The organism is Sphingopyxis sp. (assembly GCF_965279755.1).
Classification (GTDB): domain Bacteria; phylum Pseudomonadota; class Alphaproteobacteria; order Sphingomonadales; family Sphingomonadaceae; genus Sphingopyxis.
On sequence record NZ_OZ257261.1, the window covers coordinates 3,121,600 to 3,139,325 of the forward strand.

General features: G+C 65.4%; 17 protein-coding genes. 10 read left to right on the forward strand and 7 right to left on the reverse strand.

The genetic code is table 11. The features are described from left to right. Positions 1-128 precede the first annotated feature (128 nt). The gene (locus ACQY80_RS15340; protein WP_428681348.1) at positions 129-1,517 is read left to right on the forward strand and encodes a helix-turn-helix domain-containing protein; all 1,389 of its coding nucleotides are present in this window, start codon (positions 129-131) and stop codon (positions 1,515-1,517) included. Between the two features lie 15 nt (positions 1,518-1,532). Here ACQY80_RS15340 and prfH read toward each other — a convergent pair whose 3' ends face one another. The 3 genes from prfH to ACQY80_RS15355 are packed head-to-tail and all read right to left on the reverse strand — an operon-like array spanning position 1,533 to position 3,747. After that, positions 1,533-2,159 (reverse strand): peptide chain release factor H, encoded by a 627-nt coding sequence (gene prfH / locus ACQY80_RS15345; RefSeq protein WP_428681350.1) that lies wholly within the window; start codon positions 2,157-2,159, stop codon positions 1,533-1,535. After that, positions 2,156-3,262 carry an RNA ligase RtcB family protein gene (locus ACQY80_RS15350; RefSeq protein ID WP_428681352.1) on the reverse strand — a complete coding sequence of 369 codons (1,107 nt, stop codon included), beginning with the start codon at positions 3,260-3,262 and terminating at the stop codon, positions 2,156-2,158. Before ACQY80_RS15350 ends, prfH begins: the two co-directional genes overlap by 4 nt. Continuing rightward, positions 3,259-3,747, reverse strand: a complete 489-nt coding sequence (locus ACQY80_RS15355; protein ID WP_428681354.1) for a hypothetical protein — start codon at positions 3,745-3,747, stop codon at positions 3,259-3,261. Before ACQY80_RS15355 ends, ACQY80_RS15350 begins: the two co-directional genes overlap by 4 nt. Before the next feature lie 385 nt (positions 3,748-4,132). Between ACQY80_RS15355 and ACQY80_RS15360 the strand changes: the two genes are divergently transcribed. Together ACQY80_RS15360 and ACQY80_RS15365 are read left to right on the forward strand one after the other, a co-directional pair. After that, the gene (locus ACQY80_RS15360; RefSeq protein WP_428681356.1) at positions 4,133-4,981 is read left to right on the forward strand and encodes a sensor domain-containing diguanylate cyclase; all 849 of its coding nucleotides are present in this window, start codon (positions 4,133-4,135) and stop codon (positions 4,979-4,981) included. A 108-nt stretch (positions 4,982-5,089) separates the two neighbouring features. Then, on the forward strand, positions 5,090-6,367 hold the full coding sequence (locus ACQY80_RS15365; RefSeq protein ID WP_428681358.1) for an HD-GYP domain-containing protein: 1,278 nt from the start codon (positions 5,090-5,092) through the stop codon (positions 6,365-6,367). Here ACQY80_RS15365 and ACQY80_RS15370 read toward each other — a convergent pair. The 3 genes from ACQY80_RS15370 to ACQY80_RS15380 form a co-directional block, all read right to left on the reverse strand. After that, positions 6,364-6,924, reverse strand: a complete 561-nt coding sequence (locus ACQY80_RS15370) for a methyltransferase family protein (RefSeq protein WP_428681360.1) — start codon at positions 6,922-6,924, stop codon at positions 6,364-6,366. The two genes, ACQY80_RS15365 and ACQY80_RS15370, sit on opposite strands and share 4 nt — an antisense overlap. A gap of 104 nt (positions 6,925-7,028) precedes the next feature. Then, a complete protein-coding gene (locus ACQY80_RS15375; protein WP_428681362.1) occupies positions 7,029-8,024 on the reverse strand; it encodes an aldo/keto reductase in 996 nt (331 codons plus the stop codon). Next, positions 8,021-9,268 carry a dicarboxylate/amino acid:cation symporter gene (locus ACQY80_RS15380; RefSeq protein WP_428681364.1) on the reverse strand — a complete coding sequence of 416 codons (1,248 nt, stop codon included), beginning with the start codon at positions 9,266-9,268 and terminating at the stop codon, positions 8,021-8,023. Before ACQY80_RS15380 ends, ACQY80_RS15375 begins: the two co-directional genes overlap by 4 nt. Positions 9,269-9,429: 161 nt before the next feature. On the opposite strand from ACQY80_RS15380, the gene glmM reads away from it, so the two are divergent. The 7 genes from glmM to folP all read left to right on the forward strand — a co-directional run bounded on the left by glmM (position 9,430) and on the right by folP (position 16,095). After that, complete coding sequence (glmM, locus tag ACQY80_RS15385) at positions 9,430-10,770, forward strand: phosphoglucosamine mutase (RefSeq protein WP_428681366.1); 1,341 nt, start codon at positions 9,430-9,432, stop codon at positions 10,768-10,770. A gap of 2 nt (positions 10,771-10,772) precedes the next feature. Further along, positions 10,773-10,997, forward strand: a complete 225-nt coding sequence (locus ACQY80_RS15390; RefSeq protein WP_428681368.1) for a DUF1272 domain-containing protein — start codon at positions 10,773-10,775, stop codon at positions 10,995-10,997. Then, entirely contained in the window at positions 10,994-12,151 is a 1,158-nt protein-coding gene (gene thiD, locus ACQY80_RS15395; protein WP_428681370.1) for a bifunctional hydroxymethylpyrimidine kinase/phosphomethylpyrimidine kinase, read from the forward strand. The genes ACQY80_RS15390 and thiD overlap by 4 nt, the downstream gene beginning before the upstream one ends. Next, complete coding sequence (locus ACQY80_RS15400) at positions 12,148-12,702, forward strand: ribonuclease HII (RefSeq protein ID WP_428681372.1); 555 nt, start codon at positions 12,148-12,150, stop codon at positions 12,700-12,702. The genes thiD and ACQY80_RS15400 overlap by 4 nt, the downstream gene beginning before the upstream one ends. Before the next feature lie 16 nt (positions 12,703-12,718). Continuing rightward, complete coding sequence (locus ACQY80_RS15405; protein ID WP_428681374.1) at positions 12,719-13,615, forward strand: oxidoreductase; 897 nt, start codon at positions 12,719-12,721, stop codon at positions 13,613-13,615. 210 nt (positions 13,616-13,825) lie between these two features. Continuing rightward, complete coding sequence (locus ACQY80_RS15410) at positions 13,826-14,965, forward strand: site-specific DNA-methyltransferase (protein ID WP_428681376.1); 1,140 nt, start codon at positions 13,826-13,828, stop codon at positions 14,963-14,965. Next, on the forward strand, positions 14,965-16,095 hold the full coding sequence (gene folP / locus ACQY80_RS15415; RefSeq protein ID WP_428681378.1) for a dihydropteroate synthase: 1,131 nt from the start codon (positions 14,965-14,967) through the stop codon (positions 16,093-16,095). The genes ACQY80_RS15410 and folP overlap by 1 nt, the downstream gene beginning before the upstream one ends. Here folP and ACQY80_RS15420 read toward each other — a convergent pair. After that, the gene (locus ACQY80_RS15420; RefSeq protein ID WP_428681380.1) at positions 16,092-17,525 is read right to left on the reverse strand and encodes a sigma-54-dependent transcriptional regulator; all 1,434 of its coding nucleotides are present in this window, start codon (positions 17,523-17,525) and stop codon (positions 16,092-16,094) included. The genes folP and ACQY80_RS15420 overlap by 4 nt on opposite strands. Between the last annotated feature and the right edge of the window lie 201 nt (positions 17,526-17,726).

Here is a 17,726-nt window from a genome sequence, read left to right on the forward strand (position 1 = left end):
AGCGGTCGGGTGATGGGCAAGATTTGCTCTGCCTCGCGCCGAAAGTGAAAAGCTTTGTCAATAATATTTGTGAAATATAGCTATTCGGTGTAAAAATGCGTGTAAATTAGTAAAGAAAGTTACAGACGATGGCGGAGCGGCGGGTGTTTGCGGGGCCGGCGGTGCGCAAGGTAAGGCGCGAGGCTGCGATGACGCAGGCAGCGATGGCTGAGGCGCTCGACATCTCGCCAAGCTATCTCAACCTGATCGAGCATGGGCAGCGGCCGCTGTCGGCGACGGTGATCGTGCGGCTGGCCGAGCGGTTCGGGTTTGACGCGGCGAAACTGGGCGCCGAGGATGTTCCGGGCGGACTGGCAGGCCTCCGGCGGCGGCTGGCCGATCCCCGCTTTGCCGACCTTGGCATTGGGGCGCAGGAGGTCGAAGAGTGGCTGCAGAGTGCGCCGGCGACTGCTGCGGCCTTTGCGCGCCTGTTCGACGCCGCCCCCGAAGAGCGCGGCGAAGTGCAAGGCGATGCGCCTGAAGTCGCCGCCGTGCGCCGTGCCATCGAGAAGTGGCGCAACCATTTCCCCGACCTCGACGCGCGCGCCGAGGAACTGGCAGACGAATTGCGGCTCGCGGGCGGCGATCTCTACGGCACCATTTCAGAGCGCTTGCGGACGCGGCATCAGCTCGGCATCCGCATATTGCCCGCCGACGTCATGCCCGACCGGCTGCGCTGGCTCGATTGGCACGCGCGGCAACTCATGCTGAACGAACTGCTGCGCCCGGCCTCGCGCACCTTTCAGGCGGCGGCGACGCTCGGCCAGATCGAGGCGAAGGCCGAGATCGATGCGCTCGTCGCGGGCGCCGAGTTCGCCGAGGCTGCTGCGGCGCGATTGTTCGAGCGGCACCTGATCCATTATTTCGCGGCGGCGCTGATGATGCCTTACGGTCGCTTCCTGCGTGCCTGCGATGCGACGGGATATGATCTGCTGTTGCTCCAGCGCCGTTTCGGCGCGGGGTACGAGCAGGTTGCGCACCGGCTGACGACGCTCCAGCGCGTCGGCGCACGCGGGTTGCCCTTCTTCATGATGCGCGTCGATCGCGCAGGACAGGGGAGCAAGCGCTATGCGGGGGCGAGCCAGTCGCCGCTCGTCGATGGCGATGCGCGCTGCCCGCTGTGGGGCGTGCATGAAGCGTTCGCGCGGCCCGGCGAGGTTGTCGCCGATCTCGTGGAGCTTGAGGATGGCTCGCGCTGGTTCACGCAAAGCCGTTCGGTCGCGGCCCCCGGCGCCACGGGCAGCGGCACGCCCGCGCGCTTCGCTGTGTGCGTCGGTGTCGATGCCAAAGTCGCTGCGCCGCTGATCGCGGCGCGCGGGGTCGACCTGATGCGCAACCCCGCAACCCCGATCGGGCTCGGGTGCCGTCGTTGCACGCGTACCGGGTGCGTCCAGCGCTCGATGCCGCCGCTCGGCCGCCCGCTGCGCTTCCGCGAAGGCGAGCGCGGGGTTAGCGCTTTCGACTTTGCGGGGGATTGACCGGCGACGGCGCGATCACTGCCTTTTCAGGCGGAAATCAGAGCCGGCATAGGTCCGCACCGCATTGCCCCGTTCGAGGCTCTGGTTGCGATCCCACGCCGCGCGCCGGGCTTCGCCTTCGGCTGCCTCGGCGCGTTCGGCAAGCAGCAGCGCGAGTTTCAGCCGCGCAACCTTGCGGTTTGCGTGCTGCGAGCGTTGCTCCTGCGATACCGCGACCAGCCCCGTCGGACGGTGCGTCGCGCGGACGGCGCTGTCGGTCTTGTTGACATGCTGTCCGCCGGGGCCGCTCGCGCGCATCGCCTGATAGTCGATGTCGGTGTCACGCAGATCGCCGGCTTCCTCGGCCATCCCGACGCGCGAAACGCCTACGAACCAGTTCTTGCGCTTGTGGGTGGGGCGGAAGGGGCTTTGTCCGGTCCATAGGATCGTGCCTGTCCGGTCCTGTGCGAAGCTTTCGGCGCCGGATCCCGAGACGCGGAGCAGCAGCGAAGCCGGATCGTCGCCGATTGGTTCGAGCGGTTCGCAAAGGGCATTGCAGCCCTGTGCCTCGCGAACGAAGGCGCGGACGAGGCGCGCAAGAACCCAGCGGCATTCGGCAGGGCCGCCGCCCGACGAAAGGTGCATAATGATCTCGGTCGTCATATACGTCTCGTCTTGTAGCTGATCAGCGGGCGGAGCCGCGCGATGGTGCGGATCAGGCCCGCCTCTTCGAGATCGGCGATCACGCGCGCGATGTCCTTATAGGCTTGGGGTGCCTCTTCGAAAATCAGCTGCTTGTCCTCGCAGATCACCCGGCTGCCGAGCGCGGTGCGTTCGAGATCGGCTACTCTGAAGCGTTTCGACAGCCGCGCGCGGGCGTCGCCGCGGCTCCATTTGCGGCCAGCGCCATGCGCGAGCGAGTGAAGCGCTGTGTCGGCATTGTCGGACAGCGGCTCGACCAGATAACTGAAATCGCCACGCGAGCCGGGAATGGCGACCAGCCCGCGGTCTGCCGGTGCAGCACCCTTGCGATGGAGCCAGCCATCGCCGTGCGCGGTGACGCTGTTGTGGCAGATGTCGAGCAGGCCGCGCCCATTGAGGCCGAGCGCGGCAAGGAAGCGCACTGCAATGACTCGCCGGTTGACGATGGCCCACGCCAGCGCGCGATCATGCTCCGCCAGATAGGCCCGGCCTTCATCGCTGTCGCTGACCAGACCTTCGACGGCTCCGCGGGCGGTCCATCTGTCGAGGATGGCTTGACCGAGCCCGCGTGAACCGCTGTGAACCATCATCCACATACGGTCGGTGGCGAGGTTCAGCGCGGCAAAGCGTTCGGAATCGACGACTTCCTCGACGCGCTGCAGCTCGACGAAATGATTGCCGCCGCCGATCGTGCCGAGCGATGCATCGGCGAGATCGGCAGGAAGTTCCGCCGCTTCGAGCACTGCGGCGGCATCGCCGTCCCAAGGGCCGTCGAGCCCGTGCAGCTTGCGCTCGGCGGCGTCGAGGCGGAATTTGCGCAACGCGCCATCGGTCTGCCACAGCGCCATGCCGCAGCCGATGTCGCTGCCGACGAGGTGCGGATAGAGATGAGAAGGCGACCAGAATGCCGCCCCCACCGCGATGCCGCGTCCCGCGTGGAGGTCGGGCAAGCCGACGACCCGCGCGATACCGGGCATCGCGGCGGTGCGTTCGAGCTGGTCGATCGCGACTGGATCGAACTGGTGGGGATCGGCGCCGATCAGCGCGATCGGGGTGTCGCTCATCGCGGACCCCCTTTCGTGGCACGATTGGCGGGCGGCAGGCACCAAGCCAGGTCGGCGCCGTCGCGCAGGATGCCGTCGGCGGGGTCGACGAAAAAGGACCAGCGGCGCCAGCCCCAACGATCCGCCCGGCCCAGCACCCGGCCATCGAACAGCCATTCGCCATGGCGCCCGATCGAGATGCGCGATGCGACGAAGTCATCCAGATGCTGGCGGACGTGCATCTTTACCGTGCTGCCGGTGTCGAGCCCGGCGCAGATTTCGGCGAAGACATCGTCCCAGCGGCGACCGCGCCGGCTCCGCAGGAAGCGGATCAGCGGGGCGAGATTCTCGTTGAGATGCTTGTGATAGGGTGCGGCTGTCTTGGCGTGACGCTTGTGGCCGATGAAATGAATGCCGGGATCGCTCCTCTTGAGTTTGACGGATGCGGCGTGCCGCGACGCCCAGCGCGGGCGCTCGACGATGACCTTGAACATATCAGCGCGCATGACGAACCTCCCCGAAACGGGAGGCGGCCGATGCGACGCCAGCGGTATTGAAGGAAAAGCTTGTGCCCGCTGCGGCGGGACGAAGCGAAAGGGTCAGGCGAGCGGTGCCGCCTGCAAGCAAATTGCCCATGTCACAGAATCCTGATGACGGTGGAAAGTTAGGATGTGAGGCGTGCAAGATGCAGCGGTTCGCATGATCGTTCCTTTCCGTTTCAGGGTGTGGCCGGGATTTGGCTGGCGCGGCTCCTAGCCGGCCCGGTCTCGATTGGCAAGCCGGCGGGCACGGCGAACGCGATGAAAATGCGCCGAGCGCCATGTTTGAACGCTGGTTTGTCGGGATAAATTCTGCAAATGCGGAAGGGGTTAGTTCAACGCGGTGAGACCTGTGCCAAACATCGATCCTCAAGCATTTCGTATTCTGTTGGAAACAGCGCCCGACGGATTTTTCCTGCATGACGCCGCGGGGCGCTTTCTGGACGGCAATGCCCAATTCTGTGGAGACCTCGGCTATTCGCGGGACGAGCTGCTCGGCCTGTCGGTAGGGGACGTCTTTCCGGGCTCCGTCTTGGACGCTTCGGCCGGGCCATGGAGCGGAGCCTTGCGGGTGCGACAGCGCGATGTCGCGATTTGCAAGGGCGAGGCGAGCGTCACTATGGAGCTCAGCCTGACGCGCGAGACGATAGAGGGTCAGCTTCTGTTCCTCGGCATCACGCGCAGGCTGGGTGATTTCGTGTCCGAACGCGACCTACTGACGGGCCTCGCGAACCGCCGGGCGCTCGACGAGGAGCTGGCGAAAGCTTGCCTCCACGCGACGCGGACGGGCGAACCACTGACGCTCGCGATGATCGACTTCGATCATTTCAAGCTTTTCAATGACGAGCAGGGCCATGTGCGCGGCGATGAGGCGTTGAAGGCGGTCGCAGATATCCTGCAGTCGGCGGCACGCCGGCCCTATGATCTGGCGGCGCGCTATGGCGGCGACGAATTTCTGCTACTGCTGCCCGGCGTCGAAGAGCCCGAGGCGCTGATCGAGCGTATATTGGGTCAGGTCGCCGGGCTCGACATCACCCATCCCGGATCGCCCGATGCGCCGCGCCTCGCCGTCAGCTGCGGCTGCGTGATTGCGTCGGAACTGGCCGACGTCAGCCCGCGCGATCTGCTCACCCAATGTGACCGCGCGCTTTGCGAGGCGAAAGAAGCGGGACGGAACCGCGTTCATATCTCTCGGCTCTGAAACCGGTTGGCCTGAGCGCCGGGATATACGCCAATTTAAGAAAAAGCGTTGTAGCGGTGCAGGTTGACGTCGGCGGGGGCGTCGTTCGACCTTTGGGACCGTGTAGGAATGTTGGTTCGGATCAGACCGGAGGATGCCGAGATCGGCATGTTCGTCCACGGCTTTGACGGCTCGTGGTTCGATCACCCGTTCTGGCGCCGGAATTTCCGGCTCGAGACATCCGAACAGCTTCTGCGTATCCGCAATTCGGCGATCGAGGCGCTGGTAATCGACCGGAGCCGGAGCGTCGTCGCGGATGCCGCCTCGGTGTCGCAAGACAACGGCAATGCATCTCCGGTCGCCCTGATCGAAGACGAGCCCGCGCCGCGGCGCCAGCCGATCAGCTTTGGCCCGCCGCCGTCGACCGAACGCGAGGAACTCCGTCGCCGACCCGGCTATGGTCCCGAATGCCGACGCGCCAAGCGGGCGATCGAGCGGTCGAAACAAGCCGTCGCCACGATGTTCGAGGACGCGCGGCTGGGCCGTGCGGTCGAGGCGCGGCGCATGGTGCCGCTGGCGCGCGCGATCGGGCAGTCGATCGAACGCGACGCCAGGGCGCTGATCAATCTCGTCCGTTTGAAGGAAAAGGACGAATATACTTATCTTCATTCGGTCGCCGTCGCGGCGCTGATGATGAATTTCGGTCGCCATCTGGGTCTTGAGGATCCCGTGATCGAGGATCTGGGTGTCGCCGGCCTGCTTCACGATGTCGGCAAGGTCGCGGTTGCCGAAGATATATTGAACAAGCCGGGCGGCCTGTCCGATGGCGAGATGCGGTCGGTTCGCGGGCATCCGCTTGCGGGCCATCGCCTGCTCGAAAATTCGTCGGGAGTTCCTGAAGCTGCGCTCGAGGTGTGTCTGCGCCATCACGAAAAGATGGACGGCGCCGGATATCCGGGCGGGCTGCGCGGAGAGGCGTTATCGCTATTCGCCCGCATGGGCGCCATCTGCGACGTCTATGACGCGGTAACCTCGGACCGTCCGTATAAGCGTCGCTGGACGCCGTGCGAGGCGCTCACCGAAATGCAGGGCTGGGACGGCCATTTCGACCCCGCGCTGCTCGACCGTTTTGCCGACAGCCTCGGCATCTATCCCGTCGGCACGCTCGTCCGCCTGTCGACCGGTGAACTCGGCATCGTGATGGGCAGCGACGGTGATGCTTATGAGAATGTCGTCGTCCGCGCCTTTTTCGATTGCGAGACGCTGATGGAATGCGAGCCGCGTGACCGCCCGATCGCGCCCTCGGCGGAGAATCCGCGCATCGTCGGGCGGGACAGCCCGACCTTCTGGCGCTTTCCCGACTGGGATGCGACCCGGCTGCGCGTGATGGCCGCGAAGCCGGCCTAGAACAGCAGCCAGCGCGGCGTCGTCCGGCAGAAGGCGGCATAGGCTTCGCCGAATGCGCGTGAGAGATGCGCTTCCTCGACCCGGACCTGCAACGCACACACGACCGTGAAAGCTACGGCTGCGGCCGACACCCACAAGATTTGCGCGGAGAGCGCGATTCCGGCGGCCATCAGGATCATCCCGACAAAGATCGGATTGCGGCTGAAACGGAACAGTCCGGCCGTGACGAAAAGCGGGGCATCGCGGTCGCGAACCCCGACACGCCATGCCGCGCCCATCTGGATCTGCGCGACGATGACGGTCGCGGCACCGGCGGCCGAGAGAAACGCACCGGCCATGAGGTTGAGGCCCTCCGCGTCGTCCGTCGCGATCAGTGCGGCCGCGATACCGAGTGCAACGACCAGCAGCGCGAATAGCAACCCCGTCACACGCTGGCCGCCACGGGCGTCGCGGAATGCCCAGGCGCTGATGCCGGACTCGCTGCGAACACGCCGCCCGCGCAGCAGGGTGGTCGCGGTGACAAGAGCGAGAGCCAGAATCGGGATGAGCTTGAGCATCGGAATATCCTTTTGAAGGCGCGATGCGGAGCCCTCTAAACCCTGTATGAACTACAGGGTCAAGGATGAATGCAGGAGATGTCCCGGGACGACGTTGGCTTGGTTTACAGCCGCACCATCCGCATACCCATTTCGCCGTAGCGCGGGCCGTTTGTCCCACCCACAGGCGCGGCGGCGTCGATCACGGCAAGATCGTCGGCGGTGAGGGTGACGTCGGCCGCCGCGACGCTGTCCTCCATTGTCACGCGGCGCTTGGTGCCGGGGATGGGGACGATGTCGTCGCCCTGCGCGAGCAGCCATGCCAGCGCGACCTGCGCATTCGACACGCCGTGCTTCGCCGCAACGCTGGCGATCGAGTCGACGATCGCGAGGTTGGCGGGCAGATTTTCCTCCGAATAGCGCGGGTCGTTGCGGCGCCAGTCATTCGCGGGCAACTCGTCGCGGCTGCGGATCGTGCCCGCCAGAAAGCCGCGGCCGAGCGGCGAATAGGGAATGAAGCCGATGCCGTTCTCGCGGCAGGCAGCCAGAATCTCGGTCTCGACCTCGCGTTCCCAGATCGAATATTCGCTTTGCAGCGCGGTGATCGGCGCGGCCTTGGCGGCGCGGCGGATCGTCTCGGGACCGGCTTCGGAGAGCGCGATGTGCCGGACCTTGCCTTCCTTCACCAGTTCCATCATCCCGCCGACGGTTTCCTCGATCGGCACCGACGGATCGACGCGGTGCTGGTAGAAGAGGTCGATCGTGTCGATACCGAGCCGCTGGAGCGAGCCTTCGCACGCGCGGCGGGCGTTCTCGGGGCTACCGTCGACGCCGACGATCTGGTTGCCGTCGAACTTGAAGCCGAACTTGGTCGCGATGACCAGCCCGTCACGCTTGCCCTTGATCGCTTCGCCAACAAGCTCTTCGTTGGTGAAGGGGCCATAGATTTGTGCGGTGTCGAAAAAGGTGACGCCAAGGTCGATGGCGCGATGAATGGTACGCGTCGATTCATCGAGGTCGGCGGCCTCGCCATAGAGGATGTTGCCGCCCTTGATCATCGGCATGCAGCCGATGCCGATCGCGGATACTTCGAGGCCGTGGCCGAGCGTGCGATATTTCATGGCGTCTCTCCTGCTGTCTCGTCACCGACTCCGTCGGCGGCATATTTGGTGGCGGCGACGTCGGCGATAACGTTGCCGATCGTCCGGAAGATGTCAGGGAAGGTCTCGACCGCGACGAGCAGCCCCAATGGCGCGACGGGCACGCCCATCGCGATCGCGATCGGTGCGATGGCCGTCACGAAGCTGATCGAGCCGGGCAGGCTGACGGAGGAAAGTGCCGCAGCGAGTGCGACGCCCAGGCCCACCGCCATCTCCCATGGCGTCAGCTCAACCTTGAAGAGCCAGGCGACATAGACGACGACCGCAAGGTTCATCGCCGGACTGGTGAAGCGAAACAGCGCGACCGCCAGCGGTAGCACGATATCGGCTTTCTTCGGATCGACGTCGAGCTCGGCTGACGCGCGCAGCATCGCGGGGAGGCTGGCGAGCGAACTCTGGGTGCTGAGCGCGACGGCGAAGGTCGGAACCATCGCGCGGACGAAGCGCGGCAAAGGGATGCCGACCACGAAGATCGCCAGAAGCAGCGCCAGAATAATCGTGCAGACGCCGATCGCCGAAAGCATCAACACATAGTGGAGTAGCCCGCCGAAGGCCGCGACCCCGGCCTTGACCGCGAGCGCATAGCCGAGCGCGAAGACCCCGATCGGCGCCAGCGCGAGCACCCAGCCGATCACGACCAGCATTGCGTCGCCGAGCGCCTTGAAAAAACCCGAGAGCGTTGTGCGTTCCGCTGTGCCGATGCGCGTGATCGCGAAGGCGAAGATCGTCGTAAAGACGATGAGCGGGAGGATCGATGTGTTGGCCGCTGCCGAGATCGGATTGGTCGGGATCAGGCCGAGAATGAAGTCGGCGAAGGTCGGCGATGCGACGCTTTCGGTCGGGCCGCCGAGACCATGACGCAATCCGTTCGCAGCGGCGTCGGACATCGGAAAAGCGCCAAGTAACAGCGGCAGCACGACCAACGTCATCAGGCCGGCAAGGATGTTGGCGCCGATGAAGATGGCGACGGCGCGTCCGGCGAGCTTGCCCGCGCGCGCGGCGTCGGCGGTCGCAGTGATGCCGGTGACCAGCAACGCGACGATCAATGGAATGATCGTCATCTTGAGCGCGTTGAGCCAGAGCAGGCCGACCGTCTCGATATAGGGCAGGCTGGCCGTGCCCCAGCCGACCGAGATCATTTCGACCGCGATGCCGAGCAACATGCCGGCGATAAGCGCCGAAAGGATAATCCATGCCGATTTCAAGTTCAAAACCTCCGGCCAGCTTGCCAAGCAAATGAGCGTGACTTAGAGCACCTCCCGGAAAAAGTGGAACCGGTTTTTGGGCCGGGAAACGCTCGACGAGGGCCATTCCGGGGTGCCGGAGCAGGTCTTGTCCGCTTCACGGCTTAGGTAGCAGGGGTCGCATGCGCAAGTTTTTCGGAACCGACGGGATTCGCGGACTCACCAATCAGGTTCCGATGACGGCCGAGGTCGCGATGCGCGTCGGCATGGCGGCGGGCGCGCATTTCCTGCGCGGCGACCACAAGCACCGCGTCGTGATCGGCAAGGACACGCGCCTATCGGGCTATATGCTCGAAAATGCGCTGGTTGCGGGCTTCACCAGCGTGGGCATGGATGTCGTACAGGTCGGCCCGATGCCGACCCCGGCGGTGGCGATGCTGACCCGGTCGATGCGCGCCGATCTCGGCGTGATGATCTCGGCGAGCCACAATCCCTTTTTCGATAACGGTATTAAATTGTTCGGCCCCGACGGGTACAAGCTGTCCGACGCCGATGAGGCGCAGATCGAGCATCTGCTGACCGTCGAGCCGAAGCTCGCCGACCCGAACCATATCGGCCGCGCCAAGCGGATCGAGGATGCGCGGGGCCGCTATATTCACGCGGTGAAGCAGAGCCTGCCCGAGTCCGTGCGGCTTGACGGGCTGAAGATCGTTCTCGATTGCGCCAATGGTGCCGCCTACAACAGTGCGCCGACGGTGTTCTGGGAGCTGGGCGCCGATGTCGTCGCCGTCGGCGTCACGCCCAACGGCATCAACATCAACGACAAATGCGGATCGACCGCGCCGGGCCTTCTCCAGGAAACGGTCGTCGCGAGCGGCGCCGACATCGGTATCGCGCTCGACGGCGATGCCGACCGGCTGATCGTCGTCGATGAAAAGGGCGCGATCGTGGACGGCGACCAAATCATGGCGCTGATCGGCGCGAGCTGGGCGCGGCAGGGTCGGCTGAAGGGTGGCGGGGTCGTCGCTACGGTGATGTCGAACCTTGGCCTCGAGCGATTCCTCGAAGGCGAAGGGCTGCGGCTCGAACGCACCAAGGTCGGCGACCGCTATGTCCTCGAACGGATGAAGAGCGGCGGGTTCAATGTCGGCGGCGAGCAGTCGGGGCATATGATCTTGTCGGATCATGCGACCACCGGCGACGGTACGCTTGCGGCGTTGCAGGTGCTTGCCGAACTGGTCGGCGCGGCAAAGCCGGCCAGCGAATTGCTGCATCAGTTCGACCCGGTGCCGCAGCTTTTGAAGAATGTCCGCTTCGCCGGCGGCAAGCCGCTCGATAACGCAAAGGTGCAGGCCGTGATCGCAGAGGGCGAAGCGGCATTGGCCGGACGCGGACGGCTCGTTATTCGCGCATCGGGAACCGAACCGGTGATTCGCGTCATGGCCGAAGGCGATGATGCCGGGCAGGTCGAGACAATCGTTGATATGATCTGCGACGCTGTGCGCGTCGCAGCAGGAGAATAACCATGCTTGAAATGCGACCCGACTGCGAAAAGTGCGGACGCGATCTGCCCGCCGATCACCATGGCGCCTTTATTTGTTCGTTCGAATGCACCTTCTGTGCGACCTGCGCCGACAAGCTGGACGAGACCTGCCCCAATTGCGGCGGTGACCTGCTCGACCGTCCGCTGCGCGAAGGCGCGGCGCTGCACAAATTCCCCGGCTCGACGGAGCGGAAGTTCAAGGGGTGACCGCACGCGTCCTGATTATCGCCGGCTCCGACAGCGGAGGCGGTGCAGGTATCCAGGCCGATATCAAGACGGTCACGATGCTGGGCGGTCATGCGATGACCGCGATCACGGCGATTACGGCGCAGAATACGCTCGGCGTGCAGGGCGTCCACGCGATCCCGACCGACATGGTGATCGCGCAGATCGACAGCGTCGCGTCGGATATTGGCGTCGATGCCGTGAAGATCGGGATGATCGGCAGCGCGGAAACTGCGGCGGCGGTCGCGGAGCGGCTCTCGCAGCCCAACCTTGCGCAGGCGGCGGTCGTGTTCGACCCCGTGATGATCGCGACGAGCGGATCGGTGCTGGCCGATGCGGCGACGATCGAGGCGTTCCGCGCGCTGCTCGACCGCGCGATGGTCGCGACGCCGAACCTGCCCGAACTCGAAGCGCTGGGCGGTGAGGAGGCGATCCTCGCGCACGGCTGCTCGCTGCTGGTCAAGGGCGGTCACGCTGAGGGCGAGACGGTGATCGATCGCCTGCTCGAAACCGGCGAGGGCGAGGTCGCGCGCTGGGAAGCGCCGCGGATCGACACGCCGCACAGCCATGGCACCGGCTGCACGCTCGCCAGCGCGATTGCGTGCGGTCTGGCCCAAGGCATGCCGCTGGAGCCGGCCGTTGCGCGCGCGCGCGATTTCGTGCGTCTGTCGCTGCTCGATGCGCCGAGGCTCGGCAACGGGCACGGCCCGATGGGACAGCAGATGGTGCGCAACGACGGGCTGTTCACCGGCCCCGCGCTCAACCAGATCGCCTTGCCTGCGAACGACTATGCGGTGTCGGTCGCCTTTTACAAACAGCTTGGCCTGACGCAGATCGTCGATAGTCCCGACGCTGACGGAATTGGTGGCTATGCGCGCTTCGAGGCGGCGAACGGCGTCACGCTGTCGATTCATGTCGGCGACGGCGCGGCGGGCGGCGCGACCGCCTATCTGGAAAGCGGCGCGCTCGACGCCTGGGTTGCCTATCTGGCGCGGCGCGGGGTGCAGTTCGACCAGATGCCGAAGGACGAGGATTGGGGCTGGCGCGAGGCGCGGCTGTCCGATCCGGCGGGCAACCGCCTTTGTCTGTATCAGGCGGCCGAATATCGTCGCTATCCGCCCTGGCGGATCGGATGATCGTCGGGGTCGACGAGGCCGGTCGCGGGCCGCTGGCGGGGCCGGTGGTCGCCGCGGCGGTCCTGCTTTGCGAAGGCGGCATCGACGGGCTCGATGACAGCAAGAAACTGACCGCGAAGCGGCGCGGCGAGCTGGAGGTCCTGATCAAGGCGCGGTGTCGCTGGGCGGTCGGCGAGGCGACCGTTGCCGAGATCGACAGCATCAACATATTGCAGGCAACCTTCCTTGCGATGACGCGTGCGGTCGACGCGCTGGGGTTCGAGCCGGCCGAGGTGCTGGTCGACGGCAACCGGTTGCCCAGATGGCGTTATACGGCCCGTGCCATCGTCGGTGGCGATGCGCTACATCCCTGCATTTCGGCGGCGAGCATCCTCGCCAAGGAACATCGCGACCGCTTCATGGTCGACGCGGCGCGCGAGTATCCGGGCTTTGGCTGGGAGACGAATATGGGTTATGGCACCGCGCAACATCTGACGGCGCTCCGCACGCATGGACCCACGCCGCACCACCGGTCGAGTTTTGCGCCGGTCGCACAACTGACGCTGATCTGACGGGCAGGAGAGGGCGATGCGGAACGGGTTCACGGCTGACGATGTTCCGACGCAGACCGGGCGGCGTTTCATCGTCACCGGCGCCAATGCCGGCATTGGCTTCGAGGTCACGAAGGTGCTGGTGGCGCGCGGCGCGCATGTCGTGCTCGCATGCCGCGATGCCAATCGCGCCGAGGCGGCGATGCAGCGGATCGCTGACGAATTCCCCGCAGCTGATCTGTCGTTCCTGCCGCTCGATCTCGCCGACATCGATCAGGTCAGAGACGCAGCGCAGGCGGTGCTCGCGGCTCCGCGTCTCGATGTCCTTGTCAACAATGCCGGTGTGATGATTCCGCCGAAGACGCTGACGAAGCAGGGCTATGAGCTGCAGTTCGGCGTCAACCATCTCGGCACCTTTGCCTTCACGGGGCTTGTGCATGGCCATGTCGACGACCGCATCGTCGTCACCGGCAGCATCGCGCACAAGGGCGGCACGATGGACTACAGCGACCTTGTCGCGAGCCGCAGTTATCACAACTGGCAACGCTACCAGATGAGCAAGCTCGCCAATCTGCTCTTCATGGTCGAACTCGACCGGCGGCTGAGCACCGCGGGCCGCGCGACGCAGGCGATCGGCTGCCATCCCGGTGTGGCGCTGACCGAGCTGACGCGGCATCTTCCGTTCCCGCTACGCAACATGACGCCGCTCGCCACGCCCTTCTTCAACAGCGCGGCGCATGGCGCGTGGCCGACCTTGCAGGCCGCGACCGGCGCCAATGTCCAAGGCGGCGATTATCTGGGTCCGCAGGGACTGGGCGAGATATCGGGGCGGTCGGGTCCGGCGCGCGCGACGCGTGCGGCGCGCGACCCGAAGCTGGCGCGTGAGCTGTGGCGGCGCTCGATCGAGCTTACGGGAGTCGATCCGGGGCTCTGATGAAAATATTTTCCACGAGTGAGTCCTCTTCGCCACACCACCAGTGGTTGAGTCCCCGAGTCGGCACGGACTCCATATGTCGTGGCAGACTCCTTTCGTTCTCGTTCCGTTAACCAGTTAGTGACGCAGAATCCCTAGAGTCCTGCGCTTGACGGCGGGTGTCGCCTGACTCATCAGGGCCTTCTTTCAGGGCAACGACGGGGTGCGGACATGGGTGTGATGGAACGGGTCAAGGCGCCGGCGACGAAGCAGCGGACGCCGAAAGTCGACCCCGCGGACCTGCCGCTCGACAGCATCCTGCAGGGCGATTGCGTCGAGATGATGCGCTCGCTGCCTGCCGCCTCGGTCGATATGATCTTCGCTGACCCGCCCTATAACCTCCAACTCGGCGGCGATCTGCTGCGTCCGGACGGCAGTCAGGTCGACGCGGTCGACGATGATTGGGACAAGTTCGACAGCCTCGCGACCTATGACCGCTTCACCCAAGCATGGCTCAAGGAAGCGAAGCGCATCCTGAAGCCGAACGGCAGCATCTGGGTCATCGGCAGCTATCACAATATCTTCCGCGTCGGCACCGCGCTGCAGGACAATGGCTACTGGATCCTCAACGATATCGTATGGCGCAAGGCGAACCCGATGCCCAATTTCAAGGGCACGCGCTTCACCAACGCGCATGAAACGCTGATCTGGGCGTCGATGGGCGAGAAGTCGCGTTACACCTTCAACTATCGCGCGATGAAGACGCTGAATGACGAGCTGCAGATGCGGTCGGACTGGCTGATCCCGATCTGTGGTGGTCAGGAACGGCTGAAGAAGGGCGGCACCAAGGTGCACCCGACGCAGAAGCCCGAAGCCTTGCTCTATCGTATCCTGCTCGCCTGCTCGAACCCGGGCGACGTGATCCTCGATCCCTTCTTCGGGACGGGCACGACCGGCGCGGTGGCGAAGCGCCTTGGCCGCCATTTCATCGGCATCGAGCGCGAGGACGATTATATCGAGGCTGCGCTGGAACGCATCGAGCTGGCGTTGCCGCTCGACGAGAGCGCGGTGAAGACGATGATGGCGCCCAAGGCCGCGACGCGCGTTGCTTTTGGCACGCTGGTGGAATGCGGCATGATCGCACCGGGCACAGTGTTGACCGACACGAAACGCCGCTGGAAGGCGAAAGTCCGCGTTGACGGCAGCTTGGAATGCGAAGGCCAGCCCGCGGGATCGATCCACAAGGTCGGCGCGACCCTGCAGGGTGCGCCGAGCTGCAACGGCTGGACCTTCTGGCACATCGATACCGGCAAGGAATTGCGCGTGATCGATGCGGTGCGGCAGGACTGGCTGCTCGCGAACGAGGTCTGATGTTCCAGCCGCTGACCAAGCCCGATCTCGGCAAGACCTGGGAAGACGCACGCGTCTATCTGCGTCCGGCCTGCTTCGTCGACCGGCCGCACGAGCTGGACGATGATTGCCTGCGCATTGCCGATACGATGGTCTGGTTCGCGGCCTGGCATGTCACTCTGCGTGATAATGATGCGGTAAAATCGGCGATTGTGCCGGTTGCCGAACTCGATAGCTGGATCGCGGCGATGCCCGATCATCTGGGCGCGGCGGCAAGGACACAGCGTGCGGCGGTGGCGCGGCCACGCGGCAGCCTGCAGCTCGGCGAGCGCGTCGTGCGTCTCGGCGAGCCGCAGATCATGGGCATTCTGAACGTTACGCCCGACAGTTTTTCCGACGGCGGCAAGCATGTCGACACGGCGGCGGCGACCGAGGCGGGCTTCGCGCTGGCCTCGACGGGCGCGGCGATCGTCGATGTCGGGGGAGAGTCCACCCGTCCCGGCGCCCCGCTGGTCTGGGAAGGCGACGAGATCCAGCGCGTTGAGGGCGTCGTCGCAGCGCTGGCGCGCGGCGGGGTTGCTGTGTCGATCGACACGCGCAAGGCCGCGGTGATGGAGGCTGCTCTCGCGGCAGGGGCGACGATAGTCAACGATATCTCGGCGCTCCGCTATGACGAGCGCGCAATGGACGTGGTTGCGAAATCGGGCTGCACGGTGGTGCTGATGCACGCGCCGTCGGCGAAGAGCGATCCGCATGAGGGCGGCGCCTATGTGCATCCCGTTCTCGACGTCTATGACCTGCTCGCCGAGCGGGTTGCGGCGTGCAAGGCGGCGGGCATCGCTCCGGCGAAGATCATCGTCGATCCGGGCATCGGTTTCGGCAAGGGCATTGCCGACAATCTCGCGCTGGTGAACGCCATCGCATTGTTCCACACGCTCGGCTGTCCGATATTGTTCGGTGCTAGCCGCAAGCGGATGATCGGCGCTCTCGATAACGAGGCGCCCGCCGACCAGCGGCTCGGCGGCAGCATCGCGCTCCATTATCAGGCGGCGACACAGGGCGCGCAACTGCTGCGCGTGCACGATGTCCCCGAAACGCGGCAGGCATTGCGGGTATGGCGCGGCCTGCGCGATGCGGCGCTGACGGCTTAAGCGGCCGTGTCGATCCCGAGATCGCTGAGTTTGCGATAGAGTGTCGAGCGGCCGATGCCGAGGCGGCGGGCGACTTCGCTCATGCGGCCACGGTAATGGCCGATGGCAAGGCGGATTACGTCGGCCTCGATCTCCTCGAGCGGACGAAGATTGCCGTCAGGCAGATAGAGCGTGACGCCGATCGCTTCACCATTGATCGCGACGTCGCCTTCGCCGCCGGGCGTGCCGCCGCCGAGGGCGGCCTCGATCGCCTTGAAATCGGCGCTGGTGAGTACGTCGGTCTTGCTCGATGTCGCGGCGCGGAACAGCACGTCCTGCAACTGGCGGACGTTGCCCGGCCAGGCATAGGCTGCAAGCAGGCGCAGCGCATCGTCGGTGACACCGATCGGACCCATGCCCGGCAGCCCGCCGATGCGCGCGAGCAGATGGCGCGCAAGCGGGCCGACGTCACCGCGGCGTTCCGAAAGCGAGGGGAGGGTGAATTGCGCGGTCGACAGCGCATAATACAGGTCTTCGCGGAAGTGACCGGCCTCGATCAGCTTGTCGAGCGGGCTCGTGGTCGTCGCGATGATGCGGACGTCGACGCTCTGGCGGATCGTGCCGCCGATCATCTGGACCTCGCCGCTGTTCAGGAATTCGACGAGCTTCGCCTGCGTTTCGAGCGGAATGCATTCGACATGGTCGATGATGATGCTGCCGCCGTCGGCCTGGACGAGCCGGCCGATCTGCCGGTCGAACGCGCCCGGAAAGGCGCCGCGCTCATGGCCGAAAAGGCCCGACCCGATCAGCCCCGGCGAAACCGCCGAGCAGTCGACCATGACGAGCTGTCCGCGCGCGCGCGGGCTGGCGCTATGAATCGCGCGGGCGAATACTTCCTTGCCGGTGCCCGGCTTGCCGTTGATCATCACCGGCACGCGCGCCCGCGCGGCCTTGGCAGCAATGGCGAGCGCGCTGCGGAAATTGGGGCTCGACCCGATGATTTCCTCGAATGCCAGCGGCGCGCGAAGTTTTTCGGTGAGCGGGCGAAGTTCGGCCTGCGGGCCGCTCGGTGCGACGATGCGGTCGAGTGCGCCGAGCAGGCGGTCGGGTGCGATCGGCTTTTGCACGAAATCGCTTGCGCCGGCGCGCATCGACGCGACGGCGATCTCGACCCCGTTGCGCATCGTGATGACGATCAGCGGCAGCGCAGGACGCCAGCGGCGCAGTTCGGCGACGAATTCGGCGATGTCCATGCCCGGCGCGCCCTGGTCGACGAGCACCGCGTCAAGTGCCATGCCTTCCTGCGTACCGAGCTTCGCGAGCGCGGTGTCGGTGTCGCCGGCGACGACGCTGCGCCAGCCGCCACGCGCGACCAGCGCCGACAGGAAGCGCTGCTGAGCGGGTTCGCTGTCGACGATCATCACCATTCGCGTGTCGCGAGCGTTCGCCATCGTTTTGATTCTGCCCCCATTTGGCGGCATTTGCCATGCCGTATTCCGCGAGTACCCGAAGATGTAGCTGCAAGGGGTAAAGGGGCCATTAAGGCCGTTGGACATTTACCCTTGCCAAGGGCTTTTGACCAAACCGCCCCTTGAGCATCGCTGACAGCGTGGCTAAGACCAGCGCGACGTCCGATTCTGGGCGCGCGGGCG

Excerpts from the sequence above, each read along its gene's own strand:
- ACQY80_RS15340 (WP_428681348.1), top strand. The coding sequence starts at position 129 with ATGGCGGAGCGGCGGGTGTTTGCGGGGCCGGCGGTGCGCAAGGTAAGG.
- prfH (WP_428681350.1), bottom strand. The coding sequence starts at position 2,159 with ATGACGACCGAGATCATTATGCACCTTTCGTCGGGCGGCGGCCCTGCC.
- ACQY80_RS15350 (WP_428681352.1), bottom strand. The coding sequence starts at position 3,262 with ATGAGCGACACCCCGATCGCGCTGATCGGCGCCGATCCCCACCAGTTC.
- ACQY80_RS15355 (WP_428681354.1), bottom strand. The coding sequence starts at position 3,747 with ATGCGCGCTGATATGTTCAAGGTCATCGTCGAGCGCCCGCGCTGGGCG.
- ACQY80_RS15365 (WP_428681358.1), top strand. The coding sequence starts at position 5,090 with ATGTTGGTTCGGATCAGACCGGAGGATGCCGAGATCGGCATGTTCGTC.
- ACQY80_RS15370 (WP_428681360.1), bottom strand. The coding sequence starts at position 6,924 with ATGCTCAAGCTCATCCCGATTCTGGCTCTCGCTCTTGTCACCGCGACC.
- ACQY80_RS15375 (WP_428681362.1), bottom strand. The coding sequence starts at position 8,024 with ATGAAATATCGCACGCTCGGCCACGGCCTCGAAGTATCCGCGATCGGC.
- glmM (WP_428681366.1), top strand. The coding sequence starts at position 9,430 with ATGCGCAAGTTTTTCGGAACCGACGGGATTCGCGGACTCACCAATCAG.
- ACQY80_RS15390 (WP_428681368.1), top strand. The coding sequence starts at position 10,773 with ATGCTTGAAATGCGACCCGACTGCGAAAAGTGCGGACGCGATCTGCCC.
- ACQY80_RS15400 (WP_428681372.1), top strand. The coding sequence starts at position 12,148 with ATGATCGTCGGGGTCGACGAGGCCGGTCGCGGGCCGCTGGCGGGGCCG.
- ACQY80_RS15405 (WP_428681374.1), top strand. The coding sequence starts at position 12,719 with ATGCGGAACGGGTTCACGGCTGACGATGTTCCGACGCAGACCGGGCGG.
- ACQY80_RS15410 (WP_428681376.1), top strand. The coding sequence starts at position 13,826 with ATGGGTGTGATGGAACGGGTCAAGGCGCCGGCGACGAAGCAGCGGACG.
- folP (WP_428681378.1), top strand. The coding sequence starts at position 14,965 with ATGTTCCAGCCGCTGACCAAGCCCGATCTCGGCAAGACCTGGGAAGAC.
- ACQY80_RS15420 (WP_428681380.1), bottom strand. The coding sequence starts at position 17,525 with ATGGCGAACGCTCGCGACACGCGAATGGTGATGATCGTCGACAGCGAA.